The organism is Paenibacillus vandeheii (assembly GCF_030433635.1).
Classification (GTDB): Bacteria; Bacillota; Bacilli; order Paenibacillales; family Paenibacillaceae; genus Paenibacillus; species Paenibacillus vandeheii.
The window spans coordinates 456,692-476,162 of record NZ_JAROCD010000001.1 but is presented as its reverse complement, the minus strand read 5'-3'; the positions used below and the strand labels follow the sequence as shown (position 1 = coordinate 476,162).

The 19,471-nt window shown below is 44.4% G+C and carries 30 protein-coding genes and 1 tRNA gene; 7 read left to right on the top strand and 24 right to left on the bottom strand.

The annotated features are described in order from the left end of the window. Positions 1-11 precede the first annotated feature (11 nt). The 10 genes from dnaB to P5G61_RS02135 all read right to left on the bottom strand — a co-directional run bounded on the left by dnaB (position 12) and on the right by P5G61_RS02135 (position 5,369). On the bottom strand, positions 12-1,334 hold the full coding sequence (dnaB, locus tag P5G61_RS02180) for a replicative DNA helicase (RefSeq protein WP_301243979.1): 1,323 nt from the start codon (positions 1,332-1,334) through the stop codon (positions 12-14). Beyond that, positions 1,318-1,572, bottom strand: coding sequence for a replicative helicase loader/inhibitor (locus P5G61_RS02175; protein WP_301243977.1), 255 nt, complete (start codon positions 1,570-1,572; stop codon positions 1,318-1,320). The genes dnaB and P5G61_RS02175 overlap by 17 nt, the downstream gene beginning before the upstream one ends. Beyond that, the gene (locus P5G61_RS02170) at positions 1,559-2,632 is read right to left on the bottom strand and encodes a replication protein (protein WP_301243975.1); all 1,074 of its coding nucleotides are present in this window, start codon (positions 2,630-2,632) and stop codon (positions 1,559-1,561) included. Before P5G61_RS02170 ends, P5G61_RS02175 begins: the two co-directional genes overlap by 14 nt. 20 nt (positions 2,633-2,652) lie before the next feature. Next, entirely contained in the window at positions 2,653-2,976 is a 324-nt protein-coding gene (locus P5G61_RS02165; protein WP_301243973.1) for a hypothetical protein, read from the bottom strand. Continuing rightward, positions 2,973-3,407 (bottom strand): hypothetical protein, encoded by a 435-nt coding sequence (locus P5G61_RS02160; RefSeq protein WP_301243970.1) that lies wholly within the window; start codon positions 3,405-3,407, stop codon positions 2,973-2,975. Before P5G61_RS02160 ends, P5G61_RS02165 begins: the two co-directional genes overlap by 4 nt. Next, a complete protein-coding gene (locus P5G61_RS02155; protein WP_301243968.1) occupies positions 3,404-3,763 on the bottom strand; it encodes a hypothetical protein in 360 nt (119 codons plus the stop codon). Before P5G61_RS02155 ends, P5G61_RS02160 begins: the two co-directional genes overlap by 4 nt. After that, positions 3,750-4,010 carry a hypothetical protein gene (locus P5G61_RS02150; protein WP_301243966.1) on the bottom strand — a complete coding sequence of 87 codons (261 nt, stop codon included), beginning with the start codon at positions 4,008-4,010 and terminating at the stop codon, positions 3,750-3,752. The genes P5G61_RS02155 and P5G61_RS02150 overlap by 14 nt, the downstream gene beginning before the upstream one ends. Positions 4,011-4,106: 96 nt before the next feature. Beyond that, entirely contained in the window at positions 4,107-4,634 is a 528-nt protein-coding gene (locus P5G61_RS02145; RefSeq protein WP_301243964.1) for a hypothetical protein, read from the bottom strand. A gap of 63 nt (positions 4,635-4,697) precedes the next feature. Beyond that, entirely contained in the window at positions 4,698-5,021 is a 324-nt protein-coding gene (locus P5G61_RS02140; protein ID WP_301243962.1) for a helix-turn-helix domain-containing protein, read from the bottom strand. Between the two features lie 129 nt (positions 5,022-5,150). Beyond that, positions 5,151-5,369 carry a helix-turn-helix transcriptional regulator gene (locus P5G61_RS02135; RefSeq protein WP_301243960.1) on the bottom strand — a complete coding sequence of 73 codons (219 nt, stop codon included), beginning with the start codon at positions 5,367-5,369 and terminating at the stop codon, positions 5,151-5,153. A gap of 110 nt (positions 5,370-5,479) precedes the next feature. Between P5G61_RS02135 and P5G61_RS02130 the strand changes: the two genes are divergently transcribed. From P5G61_RS02130 to P5G61_RS02120, 3 genes are read left to right on the top strand one after another with little or no spacing between them, the layout of a single operon-like run. Beyond that, positions 5,480-5,878: a helix-turn-helix domain-containing protein gene (locus P5G61_RS02130; RefSeq protein ID WP_301243959.1), complete on the top strand. Its 399-nt coding sequence runs from the start codon at positions 5,480-5,482 to the stop codon at positions 5,876-5,878. A 15-nt stretch (positions 5,879-5,893) separates the two neighbouring features. After that, positions 5,894-6,331 (top strand): ImmA/IrrE family metallo-endopeptidase, encoded by a 438-nt coding sequence (locus tag P5G61_RS02125; protein ID WP_301243957.1) that lies wholly within the window; start codon positions 5,894-5,896, stop codon positions 6,329-6,331. A 20-nt stretch (positions 6,332-6,351) separates the two neighbouring features. Continuing rightward, complete coding sequence (locus P5G61_RS02120; protein ID WP_301243955.1) at positions 6,352-7,617, top strand: tyrosine-type recombinase/integrase; 1,266 nt, start codon at positions 6,352-6,354, stop codon at positions 7,615-7,617. 107 nt (positions 7,618-7,724) lie between these two features. On the opposite strand, the gene P5G61_RS02115 is transcribed toward P5G61_RS02120, so the two are convergent. Next, positions 7,725-7,797, bottom strand: a tRNA-Val gene (locus tag P5G61_RS02115). A 143-nt stretch (positions 7,798-7,940) separates the two neighbouring features. On the opposite strand from P5G61_RS02115, the gene P5G61_RS02110 reads away from it, so the two are divergent. The 3 genes from P5G61_RS02110 to P5G61_RS02100 all read left to right on the top strand — a co-directional run bounded on the left by P5G61_RS02110 (position 7,941) and on the right by P5G61_RS02100 (position 9,223). After that, on the top strand, positions 7,941-8,195 hold the full coding sequence (locus P5G61_RS02110; RefSeq protein ID WP_301243953.1) for a hypothetical protein: 255 nt from the start codon (positions 7,941-7,943) through the stop codon (positions 8,193-8,195). A gap of 236 nt (positions 8,196-8,431) precedes the next feature. After that, positions 8,432-8,875 carry a GNAT family N-acetyltransferase gene (locus tag P5G61_RS02105; RefSeq protein ID WP_285078707.1) on the top strand — a complete coding sequence of 148 codons (444 nt, stop codon included), beginning with the start codon at positions 8,432-8,434 and terminating at the stop codon, positions 8,873-8,875. A 111-nt stretch (positions 8,876-8,986) separates the two neighbouring features. Beyond that, positions 8,987-9,223: a DUF3892 domain-containing protein gene (locus P5G61_RS02100; RefSeq protein WP_024631175.1), complete on the top strand. Its 237-nt coding sequence runs from the start codon at positions 8,987-8,989 to the stop codon at positions 9,221-9,223. Positions 9,224-9,284: 61 nt separating this feature from the next. On the opposite strand, the gene P5G61_RS02095 is transcribed toward P5G61_RS02100, so the two are convergent. From P5G61_RS02095 to P5G61_RS02080, 4 genes are all read right to left on the bottom strand, one after another. After that, the gene (locus P5G61_RS02095) at positions 9,285-9,566 is read right to left on the bottom strand and encodes a hypothetical protein (protein ID WP_079349571.1); all 282 of its coding nucleotides are present in this window, start codon (positions 9,564-9,566) and stop codon (positions 9,285-9,287) included. Next, on the bottom strand, positions 9,560-9,772 hold the full coding sequence (locus tag P5G61_RS02090) for a hypothetical protein (RefSeq protein WP_053784259.1): 213 nt from the start codon (positions 9,770-9,772) through the stop codon (positions 9,560-9,562). The genes P5G61_RS02095 and P5G61_RS02090 overlap by 7 nt, the downstream gene beginning before the upstream one ends. A gap of 197 nt (positions 9,773-9,969) precedes the next feature. Beyond that, positions 9,970-10,290, bottom strand: coding sequence for a DUF3889 domain-containing protein (locus P5G61_RS02085; protein WP_301243949.1), 321 nt, complete (start codon positions 10,288-10,290; stop codon positions 9,970-9,972). 53 nt (positions 10,291-10,343) lie between these two features. Beyond that, positions 10,344-10,637, bottom strand: coding sequence for a hypothetical protein (locus tag P5G61_RS02080; protein WP_301243947.1), 294 nt, complete (start codon positions 10,635-10,637; stop codon positions 10,344-10,346). 238 nt (positions 10,638-10,875) lie between these two features. On the opposite strand from P5G61_RS02080, the gene P5G61_RS02075 reads away from it, so the two are divergent. Continuing rightward, the gene (locus P5G61_RS02075; protein WP_301243945.1) at positions 10,876-11,778 is read left to right on the top strand and encodes a manganese catalase family protein; all 903 of its coding nucleotides are present in this window, start codon (positions 10,876-10,878) and stop codon (positions 11,776-11,778) included. Positions 11,779-11,931: 153 nt separating this feature from the next. Here P5G61_RS02075 and P5G61_RS02070 read toward each other — a convergent pair whose 3' ends face one another. From P5G61_RS02070 to P5G61_RS02030, 9 genes are all read right to left on the bottom strand, one after another. Beyond that, positions 11,932-12,225, bottom strand: a complete 294-nt coding sequence (locus P5G61_RS02070; protein ID WP_301243943.1) for a DUF6809 family protein — start codon at positions 12,223-12,225, stop codon at positions 11,932-11,934. A gap of 145 nt (positions 12,226-12,370) precedes the next feature. Further along, positions 12,371-12,550, bottom strand: coding sequence for a CopG family transcriptional regulator (locus P5G61_RS02065; protein ID WP_301243941.1), 180 nt, complete (start codon positions 12,548-12,550; stop codon positions 12,371-12,373). A gap of 372 nt (positions 12,551-12,922) precedes the next feature. Further along, complete coding sequence (locus P5G61_RS02060; protein WP_301243939.1) at positions 12,923-13,234, bottom strand: DUF5071 domain-containing protein; 312 nt, start codon at positions 13,232-13,234, stop codon at positions 12,923-12,925. A gap of 2 nt (positions 13,235-13,236) precedes the next feature. After that, the gene (locus P5G61_RS02055; RefSeq protein WP_301243937.1) at positions 13,237-13,812 is read right to left on the bottom strand and encodes a DUF3221 domain-containing protein; all 576 of its coding nucleotides are present in this window, start codon (positions 13,810-13,812) and stop codon (positions 13,237-13,239) included. Between the two features lie 102 nt (positions 13,813-13,914). Then, on the bottom strand, positions 13,915-14,229 hold the full coding sequence (locus P5G61_RS02050; protein ID WP_301243935.1) for a hypothetical protein: 315 nt from the start codon (positions 14,227-14,229) through the stop codon (positions 13,915-13,917). A gap of 324 nt (positions 14,230-14,553) precedes the next feature. Next, a complete protein-coding gene (locus tag P5G61_RS02045; RefSeq protein ID WP_301243933.1) occupies positions 14,554-16,269 on the bottom strand; it encodes an ABC transporter ATP-binding protein in 1,716 nt (571 codons plus the stop codon). A gap of 44 nt (positions 16,270-16,313) precedes the next feature. After that, positions 16,314-17,345 (bottom strand): FecCD family ABC transporter permease, encoded by a 1,032-nt coding sequence (locus tag P5G61_RS02040; protein WP_301243931.1) that lies wholly within the window; start codon positions 17,343-17,345, stop codon positions 16,314-16,316. Positions 17,346-17,347: 2 nt separating this feature from the next. Next, positions 17,348-18,403, bottom strand: a complete 1,056-nt coding sequence (locus tag P5G61_RS02035) for a FecCD family ABC transporter permease (protein WP_024631188.1) — start codon at positions 18,401-18,403, stop codon at positions 17,348-17,350. A 325-nt stretch (positions 18,404-18,728) separates the two neighbouring features. Continuing rightward, positions 18,729-19,466, bottom strand: coding sequence for a glycerophosphodiester phosphodiesterase (locus P5G61_RS02030; protein WP_301243928.1), 738 nt, complete (start codon positions 19,464-19,466; stop codon positions 18,729-18,731). Between the last annotated feature and the right edge of the window lie 5 nt (positions 19,467-19,471).

Below are 19,471 nucleotides of genomic sequence, written 5' to 3'. Positions count from 1 at the left end.
CGCCTTTCTCGTCAGTACTGCATGCGTTCTATATTTACGAATTTGCTGAAATTCTTGAGATAGATCATCTCTGCAAGTCCGGTACCTGTATTCCGTCCCTTAGCTACAATGATTTCTACGATGTTCTTTTTCTCAGTCTCGGCGTTGTAGTAGTCATCCCGATACAAGAAATCAATCTCGTCTGCATCCTGTTCAATAGAACCTGACTCCCTCAAATCTGACATCATCGGACGTTTGTCCTGTCGTTGCTCTACACCCCGGCTGAGCTGTGACAGGACTTCCACCGGACAATCATTGTCTCGGGCAATTTGCTTCAAGGAACGACTGATATAAGCGATTTCCTGTTCACGACTTGAGAATTTTTTGCCTGCGCTGATCAACTGGAGATAATCGATCTGGATAAACAAGTTGTCATGCTCTTTCTTGAGCTTCTTCACCTTGGCTGCTATCTGCTGAATGGTGATACCAGGAGTGTCGTCAATGTAGATTGGTAGCTCGTTCAATATAGAGCGGGACATCGTGTATTCCGGCCAGTGTTCCGGTCCAAGTTGACCAGTTCGAAGAAGGGTACCATCCAAATTTCCGATACTGCCTATCAACCGTTCCCCAAGCTTCTTACCGGGCATCTCAAGACTGAATATCCCTACGGTTACGCCAGACATGGCCGCTGCTCTGGAGTTGTTCAGCATGAATGCCGTCTTCCCCACCGAAGGCCTTGCAGCAACAATGATTAAATCCTGCTTCTGTCTGCCGCCCGTGAGCCTGTTCAGATCAACACCGCACGTAGGAACGCCCGTTATGCCTTTAGATTTACTACGTGTCTCCAGATCGTCATCATGACCTGTCATCACGTCATTAATCTTGACCATGCCGCCTTCAACTGGTGAACGTCCTGATAACTCTTCCGCCCCCGCCTTGATGCCTGCAATCACTTCAAGCGGGTCCGCAGATTCTTCAAGAGATTGGCGTTGTTCCTCCAACAATCGCAATGCCTGCCGCTTGAGTCCAAGACTCTGAACAATTGCAATGTATTCCTTGGCATTCGCTACGGTCGGCACTGCATCAACCAGATTGCCAAGATATTCAATACCTCCAATATCTTCCGTAACGCCTCGCGTCTCCAGATCGGCGTAAAGTGTTACCAGATCGACGGCTTTTTCAGATTCATGCAACACGATTACCGATTCAAAAATTAGGCGGTGCTGTGAAGAAAAGTCCTGCGGGGTAAGTAGAGCTACAGCAAGTGCTGTATTATCTCCTGAACGATCTAGCAGAAGGCTGCCTATTACCGCCTGTTCAGCCTGCAGGTTGTAAAGGTTATTCAACCGGTTCACCGTCTTTCAGAAGCGGCACGGCGCTTTTCTCCCAAGACTCCATAAGGGCAAAGCGCTCCTGTGTCTCTGCGCGAAGCCTGTCTATGTTCGAAGCTGCTGGATTTCCGTATATCTGTGAAATCGCTGGTGGAAAATGCGATGTTTTGATGTGATACGAAAGGTTCTGTTCTGCTTGTGAAAAAGGAACATCATGAAGCATTCGTTCCCAAAGCGTGACCATTTCGTCAGTAAGTTCCACTATGGGGTAGGCTGTAACCACTACCGCCAAAATTCTTAGTACCTCTTGATTGTTCAAATCGCGCTGCCTCCATCCGCTTTTGTAAAATGTCCTTGTTCCGATCTGACCGGGAATTGCCTTGGCCTTTAATCACCGGAGCAACTGTTGTTTGTTCTGGAGTTTCTTCGAAATCGGCATACCGTTCGTTTTTCGGGTTTAAAAAGGTTGAACCATGAAGGATGAAATTCTCTTCCGTCCTGTTCGCCTTGCAATGTGTTGCATAGTTCTGTGAACAACGAATCAAGAGTGCAGGATCTACCTTCGCCTTGATCGCTCTTTCCCACATGTTCAATGCTGCTTTTTTGGCAACCTTTTTTGGATAGGCAGACCAGAAGGTTTCGAAATCAGAAACGGACATATCTTTACTGTCTTTATCTTTTAATGTCTTTAAACTGTCTTTAGAGAGCCGGGAAGCCGCGTCCTGTTTAGGATCATCGGCACTCTCAGTTCCCGTTTTAGTAACCGCAAGTCCCTGTTTTGGTAACTCGTTTCCGATTTCGGTTCCCGTTTCAGTAACTTTAGGAATTATCTTCGGTTCCTGTTTTGGTAACTCTGGGACAGGTTCTGAGTTACTGTTTCGGTAACCATCATCTGGCGGTTTGTCGCTCAAATCTGGTAGTGGTTCGGTTCCTGTTTCAGTAACTTTTTGCCGAGATAAGCGACTATTTTTTAAGTTCAAATGTATAAGTTCATGAAAGCGTTCTTTTTCCCAACCACGAACTGAGTCGATTTTCCATAAGTCATAATTTTCGTTAAACCAATACTCGGCGTCCGTTCGTGTAATCACCTTGCAGGTCTCCAGATGCTTCAGTTCAGCCCCTATGTGACCCTTGCCCACGCCACAGAGGGAGAAATCCTTCTGCATCGGGATTACTGCAACCTGTTGATTACAGCCGTAGGAAAGCCGCCAAATGAAGAACAAAATATCTTTCTGGCGCTTGGTGAAATCCCGACGAATGACCTCATCCCATATCTCGTTGGCAATGGCTACATATCCGTTCTTCCTGCGAGAGTCGGTCACCCGTCTCACCTACTCTTTCTTTATTTCAAAATTGATGCTATGATCGTCGCCGCCATGCGTCGAAACCTTAGCCCTTGGATCGTCTCGTCCAACATGACATGGCACTCTTTGCATAAATGGGCTAAATCATAAACCTCAGTACGATGTTCAAGCTGCTTGCGACCAGTTAAATGAGCACGTTCCGTTGCTCTTGCTTCGCCACATGCTTCACACACACCGCCTGAGCGCTTTTTAAGTGAAGTGTCTACCGACTTGCGAATGTCACCCATTTGGCGCTGTGTAGGCTTGATGCGCTTACTTCCGGTCTGTTGTGATTTACTATAAGGCCGATGTTCAAATGTCATGAATGGACCCCAGGATACGCGAACTTGTCCTTTTTTACGATCTTTGGTATGATAACGGCGTATGAATTGTAAAAGTGTTCAAATGGGTGACTGCGTTCGCGAGACGCGGTCATTTTTCTATACCCTGACATCTCCTGATCATGCACCGCACAACCTTCACAACAATACAGGTAACCCTTTACAATAACTTTCCTCGGATCGCAGACATGAACGTGATATTCGCAGTTCATGCAATAACCCGCGGTATACTTGTCCATCCTGAATTCTTCCATGCTTCTGGATTCTTCTTTGTCTTTCAACTTATTTGAAATCCGCTGGGCTCTCACTCTCAAATTCGCCTGCAGTTCAACATCCGTAGTTTCAAGGATTTGACTGTAAATCGTCCGAAGTTCTTCCCTCATACCACGATGTTTTGTTTTAGAATGGGTCATAGCTTCCCCTCCTTATCTTGTAAATCCGTGTACACATCGTCCAACGCTTGAACATACTCAAACTTCTGATTGTCGGGAAGATCGGTACTCATGACTGCATGTGCGATAATAGTGTAGGACTCTTCACGTACAAAACCGTGATAATCCAGTTCTTTAACCATGCGTTCCTTGTAGTCCTGGATAACATCCGGAGCAAGAGCGGGAGCCGCCTTCGCTCCGGCTTTATACGCCGCTTGTAGCAAACCCCAAACCACAGTCTGAGTATCCCGCTCCCATCCGTTCATCCATTCTATTTTTTGACGTTCTTCATGAGTAAGGGGACGGCTGAGTAAACTTTCAATCTCAGATGGATTCATGAGAAATCCGCTCCTGGTATTCTTTGTTTGCCGCTCCAAGCAGCTTCTGCAATTTACTTAATTGATCGTGACGAACAAACCACACTGCAACGCTAGCGGCATTGCTCCGATCATAGGACTCTTCCAGGGCATTGCGTTTGGATTCACGTGATGATTCCCCGATTGCATCGCAAGCGTCCAACATGGTTTCGAAATTCAGCGTTCGAATATATTGGATCAGGGCTGATTCTTGATCAGACAGCTTCATGGATTTTCGCTCCTTTGGTTTGTTTTTGGATGTTACGTACAATAATGGCGTGTTGAAGGGGGTTACCGAACCAGAGTCGAGCCAGTTCAGGAAGGGTCATGAACTCACCTTACCAACGTAACCCACCGTCAGTACTTGATTCCCGTCTCCCAGCACCTTCACACTCTTGATGACTCTTCCTTCACGGATCAGGTTCGTTAAGAACTGGAAAGCATCCTCGAAGTCATCAGAGGTAACTTCCATATGAATGATTTTGTCATCAGAATCTGAATCGTAGTCCAGTGCTGCATTCAATGCAGATCGTTTCATACCAGTAGTGTTGAACCAAGCTGAATGATTTTCTGATGTGATGCAAATATCAATTTGACTGCCTGATACTGTGTAAGAAAACTGATGTTCCTTCAATCCAAATGCAAACTCCGCTTCTCCAAGACTCACAATTAATGATTGATCCTCGGGGGCGCTATCAAGGATGCGATCGACCTTCACTGGCTGATAAGCGATTCCGAGCAACGGATCTGCTTGCCCTCCTTTAAATTCCAAGCCACACAATACGTTATGTGCTTGCATTACATTGAACAGGTGAAAAGCGAATGCAGGGGTTGTAGGTAATAACGCTGACATATGAACTCTCCTTTAACTTTGAATTAATAATGTTGAGCAACATCGTCATAAAATTCCTTATATTCACTTTTCATCTGGTTGATAATTAGCATTAAGCTGATCTCGTTTCCACTTATCTAAGGCGTTGGAACTGAACAACAACTTTGATCGCTTGCTGCCTTTACTACCTATTTTCATATGCGGTAATAAGTTTTCTGCGCACATCCGATAAAGGGTGACTCGTGAAATATTAATGTATGCAGCAGCTTCATCCGCTTCCAATGTTGCATCTTCTGATTCTTTAAATTGTTCGCTACCCACTACCTTAATGACTTCGGGCAAAATTATTTGAGCTACTCGCTTCGCCAGATCATTAAGGAAATTATCAGAAGCATTACTATCAATCATATTCCACCTCCAAATGATAATTAAATTATCAATAATAGTAAAAAAAATGCATAACAAACAAAATATTTGACGATAATATACTTATCAATTATAATCGTAATAGATAATATTTTTATCGCTTTTGGGATGCTAAGTAACTTTGATTTTGTCAAAGTAATCTGGGAATAATTCTTTTTCGGTTTTGCCAAAGTGTTGTGCAATGCGGAACATCAAATCTCTACCAGGAGTGAAAGTTCCGTTTTCAATCATTCTAACGTAGACAGTTGAAATTTTTAATTCAGAAGCAACTAAAGCTTGAGAGCCGATTTGTTCGCGACATTGCCTAAACAGTAGACGTTTAGCAGCCATCAATTGGTGCACCTCCTTTATGTACTTCTGATTATATTTGATAATTTAATTATCGTCAACATATTTAGATAATATTTTTATCAAAACTTTCAGGGGGTTGTCAGATCATTATGAAAATCGGAGACAAATTAACTCAATTAAGAAACAAAAAAACATACACCCAAGATCAAATGGCAGAATTATTAGACATTAAAAGAGCACGTTATAATGCATGGGAGAACAATATATCCAAACCAGATATCGAAATGATAGCTAAACTGGCAGCAATCCATAACGTTTCTGTAGATTCTCTTTTAGGAGTAGAGCAGAATGCAGATGGAAAAATCATCCCTCCTTGGGCAACTTCTAAAGACAAGCGGGATTTCAAGAGAATGTTAGAAGAGGATGAAGAAGTCATGTTTGATGGGGTTCCAATTGCGGATGAAGACAAAGAAAAAATAATTAGAGTAATGGAAGCGATGTTCTGGGATGCCAAGAAGAAAAATAAAAGAAAACCAATAGATGACTAACACGGGGGAAATATTATGCGTGACATTGTGGATAAACTCACATCTAAATACAAAACTAATTGCCCTTACGAACTTGCAGCTCATCTGAATATCAATGTCATGTTCGCTGATTTAGGCAAAGGTACTCGTGGTTTCTATTATAAAAAACTAAAGCGAAAGTATATCTGTATACATAAGGACTTGCCAGATGAATGGAAACGCTTTGTCTGCGCACATGAATTGGCACATGAGAGATTGCACAAAGGAATAGGGAGATTTTTTGTTGATGAAAAGTCATTCTATCTACCTGGTAAATTCGAGCGGCAGGCGAATAGTTTCGCTATAATCCTACTGCTTGGAGATAACAAGATTTCAAGCGGAGAAACCGTAGAAAAATTTTTCCTAAGAAATAAAATTCCGCTTGAAATGCATCACTTTTTCACTCCAGTAATGTCTTTTTATACACAAAAATAGAACATACGTTCTTATATGAGGTGATTTTTTTGGGATATGTAGAAAAAAGAGGTAAAAACACTTGGAGAATGGTTGTGGTTACTGGCTATGAAGCTGACGGGGTTACTCAAATAAGAGAACGCGATAAGATCACAATTGACGATCCTGACATACTTAAATCCCCAAAAAAAACAAAAGAGTATCTTCAAGACGCTCTTAGAAACTTTACCAACAAAGTACTTGCTTCCAATTATGTAAAACCCGAAAAGTTAACATTTAACGATTTTGTTTTCAAGGACTGGTACAACAATTACGCGAGAGATGAACTTTCTCCAGCAACATTGGAAGTTTACCAAACACATTTAGATTCCAGGTTAATCCCCCGTTTTGGTCACATGCAGCTAGGAGAAATAAAATCAATGCATATCCTAAATTTCCTTAAAGATTTGGAACAACCCGGAGCAAGACTTGATGGGAAATCCGATGGCTTAGATGCTGGAACGATCGGCTATATTTATAGAGTATTGAAAAACATTTTGAGTCGTGCGAAGGAATGGAATTACATTGAAACCAATCCCATGGAAGGAGTCAAGAAACCTAAAGATAAAAATGCAAGAGCAAAGCAACTAATGAAATTAGAGAATCCACAATATTACGAAGAAAAGGAAGCGCAACTGGTAGTAGACGCTCTTTACAAAGAATCAAGAAAATGGAGGCTACTTATCCTTGGTTCCATGTTTGGAGGATGGCGAAGAGGTGAGTTAATTGCCTTAGAGTGGCCGAATGTAAACTTTGAAGAAGGAACTTTAACGGTAAACAACAATATTCCTTTATCTAAAAATGGAAAAGCAATAGAAAAAAGCCCCAAATCTATATCATCACATAGAAATGTAGATTTCCCAGAATGGTATATGAAAGAATTAGAAGACTACTATGATGAATGGATTCGCGAACGAAAGCGCCTTGGAACAAAATGGCTTGGAGGGGATCGACAGTATGTTTTTCATAATGGCGAAGGAAATCCTTATTACTATCAACATCCGTCAAAATGGTGGAGAAGATTTTGCACCCGGCACGAAATACGATATATAAAATTTCACGGGCTTAGACACAGCTCGGGCACGTTATTGCTTGAAGATGAATCTGAAAATAATTTTGATTCAATTTTAAAAGTGATTCAGGAACGTTTGGGGCATTCCCGTTTATCAACCTCTGCTGATATATATGTCCATGCTACAAAAAAAATAAAAAAGAGGTCAGCTAATAAGTTCGATAAGTTTTCTCGAAATCCAAAAGAAGAAAACTAACGACTTAAAAATCCTCCCCCATTTCTCCCCCAAATCGCAAAATTTGGAGCTTTACACCTTGACTGTCTAAACGCTCAAACCCTTGGCACACAAGGGTTTTTTCTGTATGATCTGTAGTGGGCTCGAACCACTGACCCCTACCCTGTCAAGATAGTGCTCTCCCAGCTGAGCTAACAGATCATGATATCTAATTGTTTTCCAATCAAGTAACAGTATCATACCAAGTAACCGTGTTCATTGTCAATCGTTTTATTGGTAATATTTTATCCGTATTGGGCACAATAAAGGAATGATTACCATTTCGATGACGAGGTGACTTCCATATGAGAAACAAGAAAGAACGCAAGCTACATTTATATATAACAGCCAAAAATTTAATCTGTCTACTTGTGCTTGTCATACTAATCAGCGCTGCTGCAGGTTGCAGTTTAGAGCGGGATGAACATACGGTACAGTTCCAACAGTTAAAGGAGCCCAATGAAGTTGATGATGATCTGCCTGTCTGGCTGGATGTGTATTCCAAGTCTGTTGTGCATGATGTTTACTCCCCACAAGGCCATGTTGAAGTCTTACCCTGAGAAACATGATATCGCATTTCACTCGTCTTCGTCCCACTTTTTGGAGTACGCCTTCTTGGTCACATAATACAATAAAGCTATCATTCCGGCCGACATCAAAAATGTGATTGCCATCACTCCTGCCATGCCCATGGTTCGCACCTCCTCTCCCAGTATGTTCCAGACTTAACTATACAGGAAAAGCATTTTTTTGTATAATTCAGACTGATAGCGTAGAGCAGAAAGAAGGAATGGAATTGGCAGCTGAGATTAGTTATGTAACGACTGAAGAACAACTCCAGAAAGCGCTGGAGATTCGCAATCATGTTTTTGTGATCGAGCAGCAGGTGCCTGCTGACATTGAGATTGATCAATATGATATCATCAGTCCTGATGTGCATCACGTACTGTTGAGTACAGATGGACAAGCTGTAGCCACAGGGCGTCTGATCTATTACACCAAGGATACTGCCAAAATGCAGCGGATCGCTGTGCTCCAATCTCATCGTGCATTCGGCTATGGTCGTGTACTTCTGTTAGCCATGGAAGAACGAGCTCGCGAATTGGGATTGGTTTACTCGATTTTGGATGCCCAATGTCAGGCGCAAAAGTTCTATGAAAAGCTCGGATATGAAGTGATCTCGGAAGAGCCTTTTTATGATGCAGACATTCTGCACGTTCGTATGCAAAAGAGCCTGTAACTATCCTTTTAGTGCAATATGAAGCCATGTTGTGCATACTTTTTTTTGTTCCGGACATGCTAAAGAGGAACCCAGATTCCTATTTGGTCAGATAAAGGAGAGTGTGACATCATGGATCAAACGACACGCGAAAGCTTCACAGCAGTACAAAAAAATGGTGACGGCGATCTGACGGCGTTTCAAACTTCATCTGGACGTGTGCTGGATTACCAACAGGCACTGGCGGAAGTCAAAGCAGGATCAATTGCAGGTGTGAACGTCTTTAAAGGCAGAGATGGTGAAATGTACATTCGTGGTGACGCAGACGGCGACCCGACCAATAACCTTGATCAACTTCCAATTTTCTAAAATAGATGCTTGCTGCTTAACAAGGCGCCAATCCGGATTTCCGGGTTGGCGTTTTTACGTTCTAATATTCGGTAAAATATTTCACGGCATCGCCAGCAGGCTGGCTTTTGCGAATGGGTTGTGGTTCCTGCTCCCATGCCTGAAGAATTAATATGCCTTCCAGTGTAGACTTGTTCTCCCACACAATATGTTGCCTGCGCTCAAGCTCCAGCAATGACTCGTGAATGAACGCCTTGCTTCTTCCTGTCTTATTCTCCAGCTCATCCATTCGAGGCACTCGGCGACGCTGCCCTGCATAATTAACAATAATACGCAAAATTTTGCGCTCAAAATCATTCAGCATATTTCTTCCTTCCCTTCCTTATGGAGAACGGGACGCCATGCCAGAATACCTTGTTCCAGAAATGTTCGGGGGGCCCCTTCTTTTCCTGCGGATGCTCTAATCATCCCTCCTCGTACACTGTTGATTCGAATCTGCCGCTGTGTAATATGCCCTGCACGATCCATGTAGACGAGTTCCACCATCTGACCAATATATTTTCCTAGCATAATCATCCCTCCAATAAGAACATGTGTTTGTTTTATTATTATATGCGAACATAAGTTCTTTATTCAACAACTAAAAAAAGGATTTTTTGAAATTAAAAAAACCAGACTCCCTCCTTTTTATAGGGAAGTCTGGTTCTTATTCAGCTTGCTAAGCAAGCAATCAATCTATAAACCTTTCGTGCTACTGTTATATGGCCTCATTTTCGATCTGATTCCGTGAATTGTACTTTTTTCAGCTGCTGGGTAGACGGATTAAAATCAACATTCACATATACAGCAAATTGTTTGCCCTCTTTATTACGTACCCATAACTTGAACTGTTCACGGGATTGGTCTGCTGTGAGCGAGGTGCGGCCGATATGCTTGTAATCCAAAATGTCCACATTGTACTTGGTTTGCGTTTCCTTCACTGCAATGATTCCCCACTTCGCATAATCAGGGATCGCGGTTGCTGAACTTGTTGTTAGTCCACTTAAACTTAGTACCACCGTGATCAGTGCAACAATGAGCATTCTCATATCATTCACTCCTTGGGCAACGTTTACGTTAGCCTGCCCTGTAGAAGTTTATTTTACACCAGTAAACGAAGGATAACCGTAACCGGTTGCTGGAGCGTTTGAACTGTACTTACCGCCATCTTATACCGTTCGATTGGAGAACTGAAGCTTATCCCCCAGTCACCCTCCAATAACAGATTTCGCGGTGGTGGATCTTCCGGCTTTTCCAAACCGTACTTTTCTGCAATTGCATCTCGTGTTTGTTGATCCAACTCAATCGGAGCATCTGCATATGCCGTGACATCACGACATCCCAAAACTGCAAATAATAGAACACTCCATCCCACCATAAACCAACGTTTGTGCATTTCTCCTGTTTCTCCTTCATTTAAATAACATCATCACAACCAGATATACTTCATTCGTCCTGATTGTACATAAATAACATGAGATTGGAAATAACAAATGTAGACTCCATAGTATACGTCTAAAGCCTCATTTGCATAATTATGGGTTTAGCAAAGTGGATATACGTGTAATAGGCCTTGACGGCATCACTTCATTATTCTGAATTCTGAACAATCATTTTGAGGAGGTTACACCCGAATGTTCAAACGTATGGATGAAATCGCAATTGAAATCCCCAATGTCGAGAAACCAGACCCGAATGCAGCGGCAGCGATCCAAGAATTGCTGGGTGGTAAATTCGGAGAGATGTCAACGTTGAACAACTACCTCTATCAATCGTTTAATTTTCGCTCCAAGGAAAAATTGAAACCCTTCTACGACCTGGTGATGAGTATCACCGCCGAAGAATTGGGGCATGTGGAGCTTGTGTCTCATGGCATTAACAAATGCCTCAGAGGTTCCACCGAGTACAAAGAGCCTGATGATACACCGCTTGGTTCCGTGAAGGATGCTCGTCTGTCCTATCATTTCCTGGCTGGTGCACAGGGAGCCATGCCTTTCGACTCCATGGGCAATCCATGGACAGGCGCACATGTCTTCAACAGTGGCAATCTGGTCGAAGATCTGCTGCATAACTTTTTCCTCGAATGCGGAGCACGTACTCATAAGATGAAAGTTTACGAAATGACCGATCACCCTGCAGCCCGGGCGGTAGTTGGTTACCTACTGGTACGCGGCGGTGTGCATGTGGTTGCTTATGCCAAGGCGCTTGAGATTGCAACCGGAGTAAATGTAACCAAATTGGTGCCGGTTCCATCCCTGAGTAATAAATCCTTTAACGAAGCGTGGAAATACGAAGAAAAAGGCCTGCACACCAAGCTGTACACTTATAGTGATAAAGACTTTACTGCGATCAGTCAGATCTGGAAAGGGACACACCCCGAAGATGGACAACCGCTGGAAGTCATTCAAGGCGTACCTGAAGGGTTCCCGATCCCCGAAGCTCCTGCGGTGGAAGAAGAATTCGCACCAGGCATTTCTCACGAAGACTTCCAAGAAATTGCACGTCGTCTGAAGATGGCGGGGAATATTGCGGATTAAGGTAGCGTTATGTAGTGGATGTATTAGTTGTTGTTGATATGGCATGAAAAATAGATAAAGCCCTCGGATTTTGCTGCTTTGGTGGCAGGATCGAGGGCTTGTTTTTGTATGTGCATATTTGAAGTAAAACTTAACTCATGTTCACTCAGAAGCCTATGAAGTCGCCAGAACTGACTCTTCACGTCGACTCATCACTTCAATCAGCATGTTAGCTCCCAACCTAAACCCCTGAACAAATGCAGCTTCGCTATGCATACCATCACATTGACCACACAAGTCAAACAACTGTTCAAGCTCACGGAATTCTTCCTCGCTCAATCGATTCTTCCATTGTTCTGTCATAACTGCAATTTGTCGACCCAACATTTGATATTCAGGATGAGTTGGCATCATCGTCTCATCCGGGCGAAGTCGTCCACTATAAAGTGCTTCCAAAATCGAATTCATGTGCATCCTCCTAGGAATGTAATCGCATCGACTTGAATGAGCCTTCTGCACATGGTAGGATATTTATGCAGTCAGCTCATTCTCATAGTGATTGCGGGATAGGAAGTAGCGGTGTTCTTCTCGGGACTCACGCTGCTTCCTTTTTTTATTTTTGGAGCTCGTCGTAGATCTTCTCAATCCCTTTACGAATAACATCCGAGCGAGTGGTGTTCAGCTTTTCGGTGCAAGCATCAAGCTTACTCAGAATGGCCTGATCGGCACGTACTCGAATTAATTCACTTTTGGGATTGTCAGATAGTGGACGCCCCATCTTTTTGGACGACATCGCTTCACCCCACTTTTTGTGTCCATAATAAATATATTATTGTAGCAACAAAAAGTCAATTCATTTGTAAAACATACGTTCGTTTTTTTGTGGTTTCCAAATTAAACACAAGTGGATCTCAGTTCAACTCAGAAAAATATTACTCAAGTTATATGTTTGACAAAAAAACACCCCTGAAAGGCGTTAAGCCGTTCAAGGTTGTTAAGGGCTGCTCTTCAGTATGAACTTTCCTGAATCACTGAACTGCTTGTTATTGTATTTTATTCAGTAGCGGCACTATAACCTCATCCAATTCCTCAAGCATCTCATCTTCCGTAGGATTTTTTAATAATCTTTCTAATCTTCGTTCAACAAAACCAAATACTTAGAAGGCTATCTACTAATTAGTCGCGTCAGCATAAAATATTCCCACTGTGGATCTTTTGTTTTAAAAACATTTTTTATATGAGGAATTAGTTCTTCTCCAAATCTCAAAAGTAAATCTTCGACGGATTTAGAAATGGGCCAATTTCCATCTTGTAACCACTCCATAAGTTCGGGAATGATCTCCTTAAATTCTGCATCACTACATTTACTTAACTTACGCACCGCTTCAAAATCATGCTTGTCTCGGGGAAGCCATTCCCTAATATCCATACAGATTTCCTCTCTTCTACTTCTAACTCCATAAATGAATTCCATCATTCTTACTTTTGCTCCCCCACTGGCTCTACATCATCTACTTGCACATTAATCTCATTCTCACTATCTGTCGTTGACATCGCATCTCGTATCCGAATGGTCCATGTATTTGAATCCTCATCGAAATTGACATCCTTGATCACGGGAATACGAACTTTCTCTCCATCTGATGAATAGAGCCCACCCCGAACCGCGTCAGCCTCACTCATGTAAGCACCATCTGGAGTGGCCGGACAAGATACAGCAATCGTTTCTGCTTTCGCCTGCCCAGGGTAAGGCTGGTTTTCCGGACCACCATCCGTCCAGATCTCAACGTATGAGCCGATCTGTGGATCAGGCGCATTGGAGAACCATTTTGCCGGATAATACCGATCTGCTCCCCCATTGGCACTTAAATCTTCATATACAGGATCAACAACAAGGATGGAATCATCTTTGCGGTCAACCACATAACCAGTGAAGCCTTTTTCTCTCTGTGCATCCGCTTGAACATGCGTCTCACATTCGTTTTGCCCGGTACATCCTGTAAGACATAATATCAAGACCGAGAACGATATGAGCACTATACGAACATTGAACATGTGTATATCCCCTCTATTCACTGCCTCTTTCTAACTCTGACGTTTCACATATGATAAAGGTTTCCAATAAATGTAATTCAACAACTGTGCTGGCTACATCAATTACTCTACTCTATTCCTCTTGTACCAGTACCTAACCCATATAATCAATGCCACACATAACAAAAGCGCACATAATCCCCAGGTAAAAAACAAAGCCAGTCCCAACCCGATGTTGGCCCCAATATAGCCCCCGCGTAGCTCCGTATATAACGCAAACCCCAAAGGCACGCTGCCTACAACAAAAAGTCCGATCAGCCATCCGCCCCAACGTTTATAAACCAATTCCCCGCCATCTTCGGAGTTCTTCTGGATGCCTTGAGCCAGGATAATCAGCGATAAAATCAATATTAGCCAAGTTATGAAAATGTATAGCATATCGATGTTCCCCTCCCTAAGCATGAACCTTAACGATAAAAGCAGCATGCAAATTTGGTACCCTTTTAATGAATATTACCACCAACCCAACTTAAGCAAACCAGTACAAAAGGATAGCAACATTTATACGTTTTCCGGCTCACAAAGCAGACATTCTGGTACATGCCAAACGCAAACGCATTATTTTCACAGACCTTGCCAACAGGAGCAGTATGGACAGATTAAAAAGCAAAATAACGCCTCGGTTCTTACTCCTGTAGAGTAGTAGACGAAGGGCGTTATTTTCATCATTATTTAGTTGTTACAAAACACACCGTGTTACGTTCAGGCACCAAACTGTGCATAATGCAGGCGGCTGTAAACTCCACCCGCTGCAAGCAACTCCTCATGTCTGCCCTGCTCCGTAATTCCCTGCTCGGCAACAACAATAATGCGATCCGCATTTTTGATGGTAGCCAATCTGTGGGCAATGACCAGGGTAGTCCGTCCTTCAGACAATTCAGCAAGCGATTGCTGGATTGCAGCTTCGGTTTCCGTGTCGAGTGCAGATGTGGCTTCGTCCAAAATGAGAATCGGTGGATTCTTCAGGAACATGCGAGCAATCGACAAACGTTGTTTTTGTCCACCGGACAACTTCACGCCGCGTTCACCAATTAACGTATCCAGCCCTTCCGGCATGGATAGTATCAGTGTTTCCATCTGTGCACGGCGAGCGGCCATCCAGATTTCGTCTTCGGATGCATTCAGCTTGCCGTAGGCAATGTTCTCCCGGATACTCCCATCGAACAGGAACACATCCTGCTGAACAATCCCGATCTGGCTGCGCAATGAATCCAGCGTCATGTCCTGAATCTCCTGACCATCGATCGTGATGCGACCTTCCAGCACATCATAGAAACGAGGCAGCAGACTGCACAACGTTGTTTTCCCTGCACCAGATGGTCCAACCAGGGCCACCGTTTCACCAGCCTGGATATTCAGATCGATTCCTTTCAGAACAGGCTCCTGATCCGAATAACCAAACGTCACTTGCTCATAACGGATATCTCCACGCAGGTGGGATACCTTAACGGCACTCGGGCGGTCTTCAACATCCGGCTCCATATCGAGCAGTTCCGTATAACGTTTGAAACCCGCAATCCCTTTGGGATACGTCTCAATCACGGAGTTAATCTTCTGGATCGGCGTGAGGAATACATTGGACAGCATAATAAATGCAATAAATTGACCATAGCTCATGCTGCCTTGAATGACAAACCATGTGCCGCATACGAGTACAAAGAGGGAAACCAGCTTCATCAGCATGTAACTGACGGAAGAGTTCCAGGCCATAATTTTGTACGCAATCAGCTTCGTTTGGCGGAAACGACTGTTGTTTACAGCGAATTGAGCTTTTTCATGTTCTTCATTGGCAAAAGCCTGAACAACGCGGATACCACTTACATTGTTTTCTACACGTGCATTGAAGTCCGCAATATCCCCGAACATTCGGCTAAAGGCCTTGGACATCTTGCTGCCAAAATACAGGGAAAGATAAATAATGAGCGGTACGATGATAAATGTTAACACGGCCAGATTTCCATTAATGCTCATCATAATGCTGAATGCACCAATCAAGGTCATCACCGCAATAAAGGCATCCTCCGGACCATGGTGGGCAATCTCCCCGATATCCATCAGATCATTGGTCATGCGGGAGACCAGGTGCCCAGTTTTGGTATTGTCAAAGAAACGGAACGACAGCTTCTGTACATGATTGAAGAGCGCCTTACGCATATCGGTCTCGATGTTAATCCCAAGTTTATGTCCCCAATAGGTCACCACAAAGTTAAGGAACGAGCTTAACAGATAGATCGCGAGCAGTGCAAGACACGCCCATAAAATCCAGTCCCAGCGGCCCCCTGGCAACAGGTCATCCACGACTCGATTGACTGCCAGCGGGAAGGCCAGCTCCAGCAGAGCTACGAAAATCGCGCAGCTAAAGTCCAGAATGAACAGCTTTTTGTACGGCCTGTAATAGGCAAAGAAACGGCGAAGCATGGGCTGAAGCCCTCCTTATAGCAACCATACCACATGATTGCTTTCTATTTCGTTTTGCTCAAGAGATACAGGAAGTATGGGGCTCCAATGATGGCAACCAGAATCCCTGCCGGAATCTCAGAAGGCTGTAAAATGACACGCCCGAGCGTATCTGCAACAAGCACAAGCAATGAACCGACCAATGCGGATGCAGGCAAAAGGAACTGATGCTTCGGCCCCACGAGACGACGGGCCAGATGTGGACCGATCAGACCCACAAAACCAATTCCGCCACTGACGGATACGCAAGATCCGGCCAGTCCCACGGCAGCAGCGAGCAGGATCAGTCTTTCACGCTCAACCGGAGCGCCAAGACCGCTCGCTGTTTGATCCCCAAGGTTCAGTACATTGAGCACACGGGCCTTGTACAGGACAAGCGGTACCAGCACCAGGAGAAATGGCAGTAACGCCTTAACGAATTTCCAATTCGAACCCCAGATGCTTCCTGCCATCCAGGTCGCCACAAATTGATACTTCTCCGGGCTCAGCCGAAGAGTAAGCACGATCATGGCAGAGCTAATCCCTGCTGCTACACCAATCCCTGTAAGCAGCATGCGCGTAGGCATGAGACCTTCTCCCTTTTTGTAAGAGAGCACATAAATCAGGAAGGCAGCAAAGGTTGCCCCAATAAGGGCCAGGATCGGCAGTAAAAATACGGGAGCAGCCGTCGTTGTCGGGAAAAAGGAAACGAACAGCATAACAACCAATCCGGCTCCAGCGTTGATGCCGAGAATCCCTGGATCAGCCAGAGGATTTCGGGACACTCCCTGCAAAATACAGCCGGACAGAGCAAGTCCCGCACCGACCAAAACCGAAATGACGATACGCGGCAAACGGAATTCAAACAGGATGAGTTCCTGCTTAGCCGTCCCACCACCAAACAAGGTACGCATGACCTCAAGTGGAGAAAGCCGAGTGAAGCCTGTATTCATACTGATAATAAAAGCTGTAATAATCAACGCACCAAGCACAATCAAGACAATGGTGCTTTTTGTTCTCTTTTTGCGTTCCGCTCCAACCAGAGTTGAGGATTCCATCGTTACAGCGTCCTCCTTTCTTTACGCGCCAGATAGAGGAAGAAAGGTACCCCAATCAGGGCAACCAGGGCGCCAATCGGCGTCTCGTATGGCGGGTTAATCATACGTGCAGCCAGATCCGCGAACACAAGCAGCAGACTGCCCATCACTGCGGAACATGGAATAATCCAGCGATAATCGACCCCAACCAATTTACGAGTCAGATGGGGAATGATGAGTCCTACAAAACCAACCGCACCAACCACGGATACGGCTGTACCTGCGAGAATCAGTACGACAACCAGACCAACCAGCTTGATCAGGCCAGTACGTTGACCCAATCCAACGGCGATGTCTTCTCCCAAGCTAAGCAGCGTGATGGAACGAGAGATAATAATCCCTGCAATAAGCGCAGCCAAAACCCATGGGAACATGACTTCCAACTGGGACCACTTCGTCCCGGCCACACCGCCCGCTGTCCAGAATGCGAGGTCTTGTCCAATTTTGAAATATAACGCAATCCCTTCACTCAGCGCGGACAACATGGCAGATACTGCCGCTCCCGCGAGAACGAGCCGGAGAGGTGTAAGTCCAGATTTGGACGCAGCACCGAAACCATAGACTAGCAATACCCCAAGTCCTGCCCCGACGAAGGAGTACAAAATGATATACATATATGGCATGCCCGGGAAGAAGGCAAAGCAGATAGCGAGCGCAAATCCTGCGCCAGCATTCAATCCGAGCAACCCCGAATCTGCCAGCGGGTTACGGGTCATCCCCTGCATAATCGCACCAGCTACAGCGAAGCAGGCACCAACCATCGCTCCGCCCAGAATACGCGGTAACCGAATCTCCCATATGATCTGATGCGGAGTCAGATCAGGATTGAAGTTGAAAATCGCCTGCCATACAACGCCCAGCTTGATATCTGCGGCACCAAACGAAATGGACAACGCCATCCCCAGCGCGAGCAGCAGAATCCCCCCGGTCAGGATCAATGTGGCAGCCCAGGGACGAGTGTGTATTTTGGCTGTCGGTGATTCCGCAGGCTGATTTTCCGATGAAACTTTCGAGCTCATATGTCTCCACCCTTGTTATGAGTGGTGTAGACAGATCCTATGTACATAACAATCACCTCTCTATTAATACAAAACTGATAATGATATTGATTCTCATTCCCATAGATCATTGTATGTCAACGAACTGTCTCTGGCAATGGACAAATGGGACAAGTTTATTGCATAAATGAATTTTTGTACGTAAAAAGGGCTGCACGAAGCATCGTAGCTCGGAATACAGCACCTTGATTTACGATCTACCACGCAAAAAAGGAACTGCAAACGAGTTATTCGTCGGCAATTCCCACTTTATTTTGGACTAACTTCACTTGTATTGGTGTAATTCTTAACGAGCCTGTACCGCAGTCAGTGCTGCCAGAACATCAGGCACATCGGTAATAATCGCTTGCACGCCCATGTCAATCAGTTCCTGCATTTCGGCAGGATCATTTACTGTGAACGGATGTGTTGCAATTCCCTGAGCCAGCGCAGCAATAACTTCTTCACGTGTTACAGCCAGCTTGTAGGGATGCAGCGCAGAGGCTTCCAGTCTGGCAGCATAATCATATGGGCGGTAGAGCTTTTCCATATATAGAAGTGCTGTGCGAATCTCAGGGGCAAGACGTTTGCATCTTACTAATGAAGCATGATTGAAGCTGGATAAAATCACCTGCTGCTCCATGTCCCAATCCCGAATCGCTTGAATAATCTTTTCTTCCATTCCCTTATAACTAATAATACCATTTTTCAATTCCAGGTTAAGTAGAATGTTTTTGCCTCGAACCAGATCAAATAATTCATCCAAAGATGGAATACGTTCTCCAGCAAAATCAGCATGGAACCAAGCGCCTGCGTCAAGAGTACGCAATTCTTCAACCGATTTATCTTTAACCCAGCCTTCTGCTCCAGCCGTGCGGCTTAACGTCTCATCATGTATCAACACCAGTGTACCATCACTGGACAACTGTACGTCCGTTTCAATGCCAGTCGCTCCAAGTTCCAAGCTGCGTTCAAACGCAACCATCGTATTCTCGGGGCATACGGCAGATGCTCCCCTATGGGCGATATTCTCAATTCTTCTCATTCCAG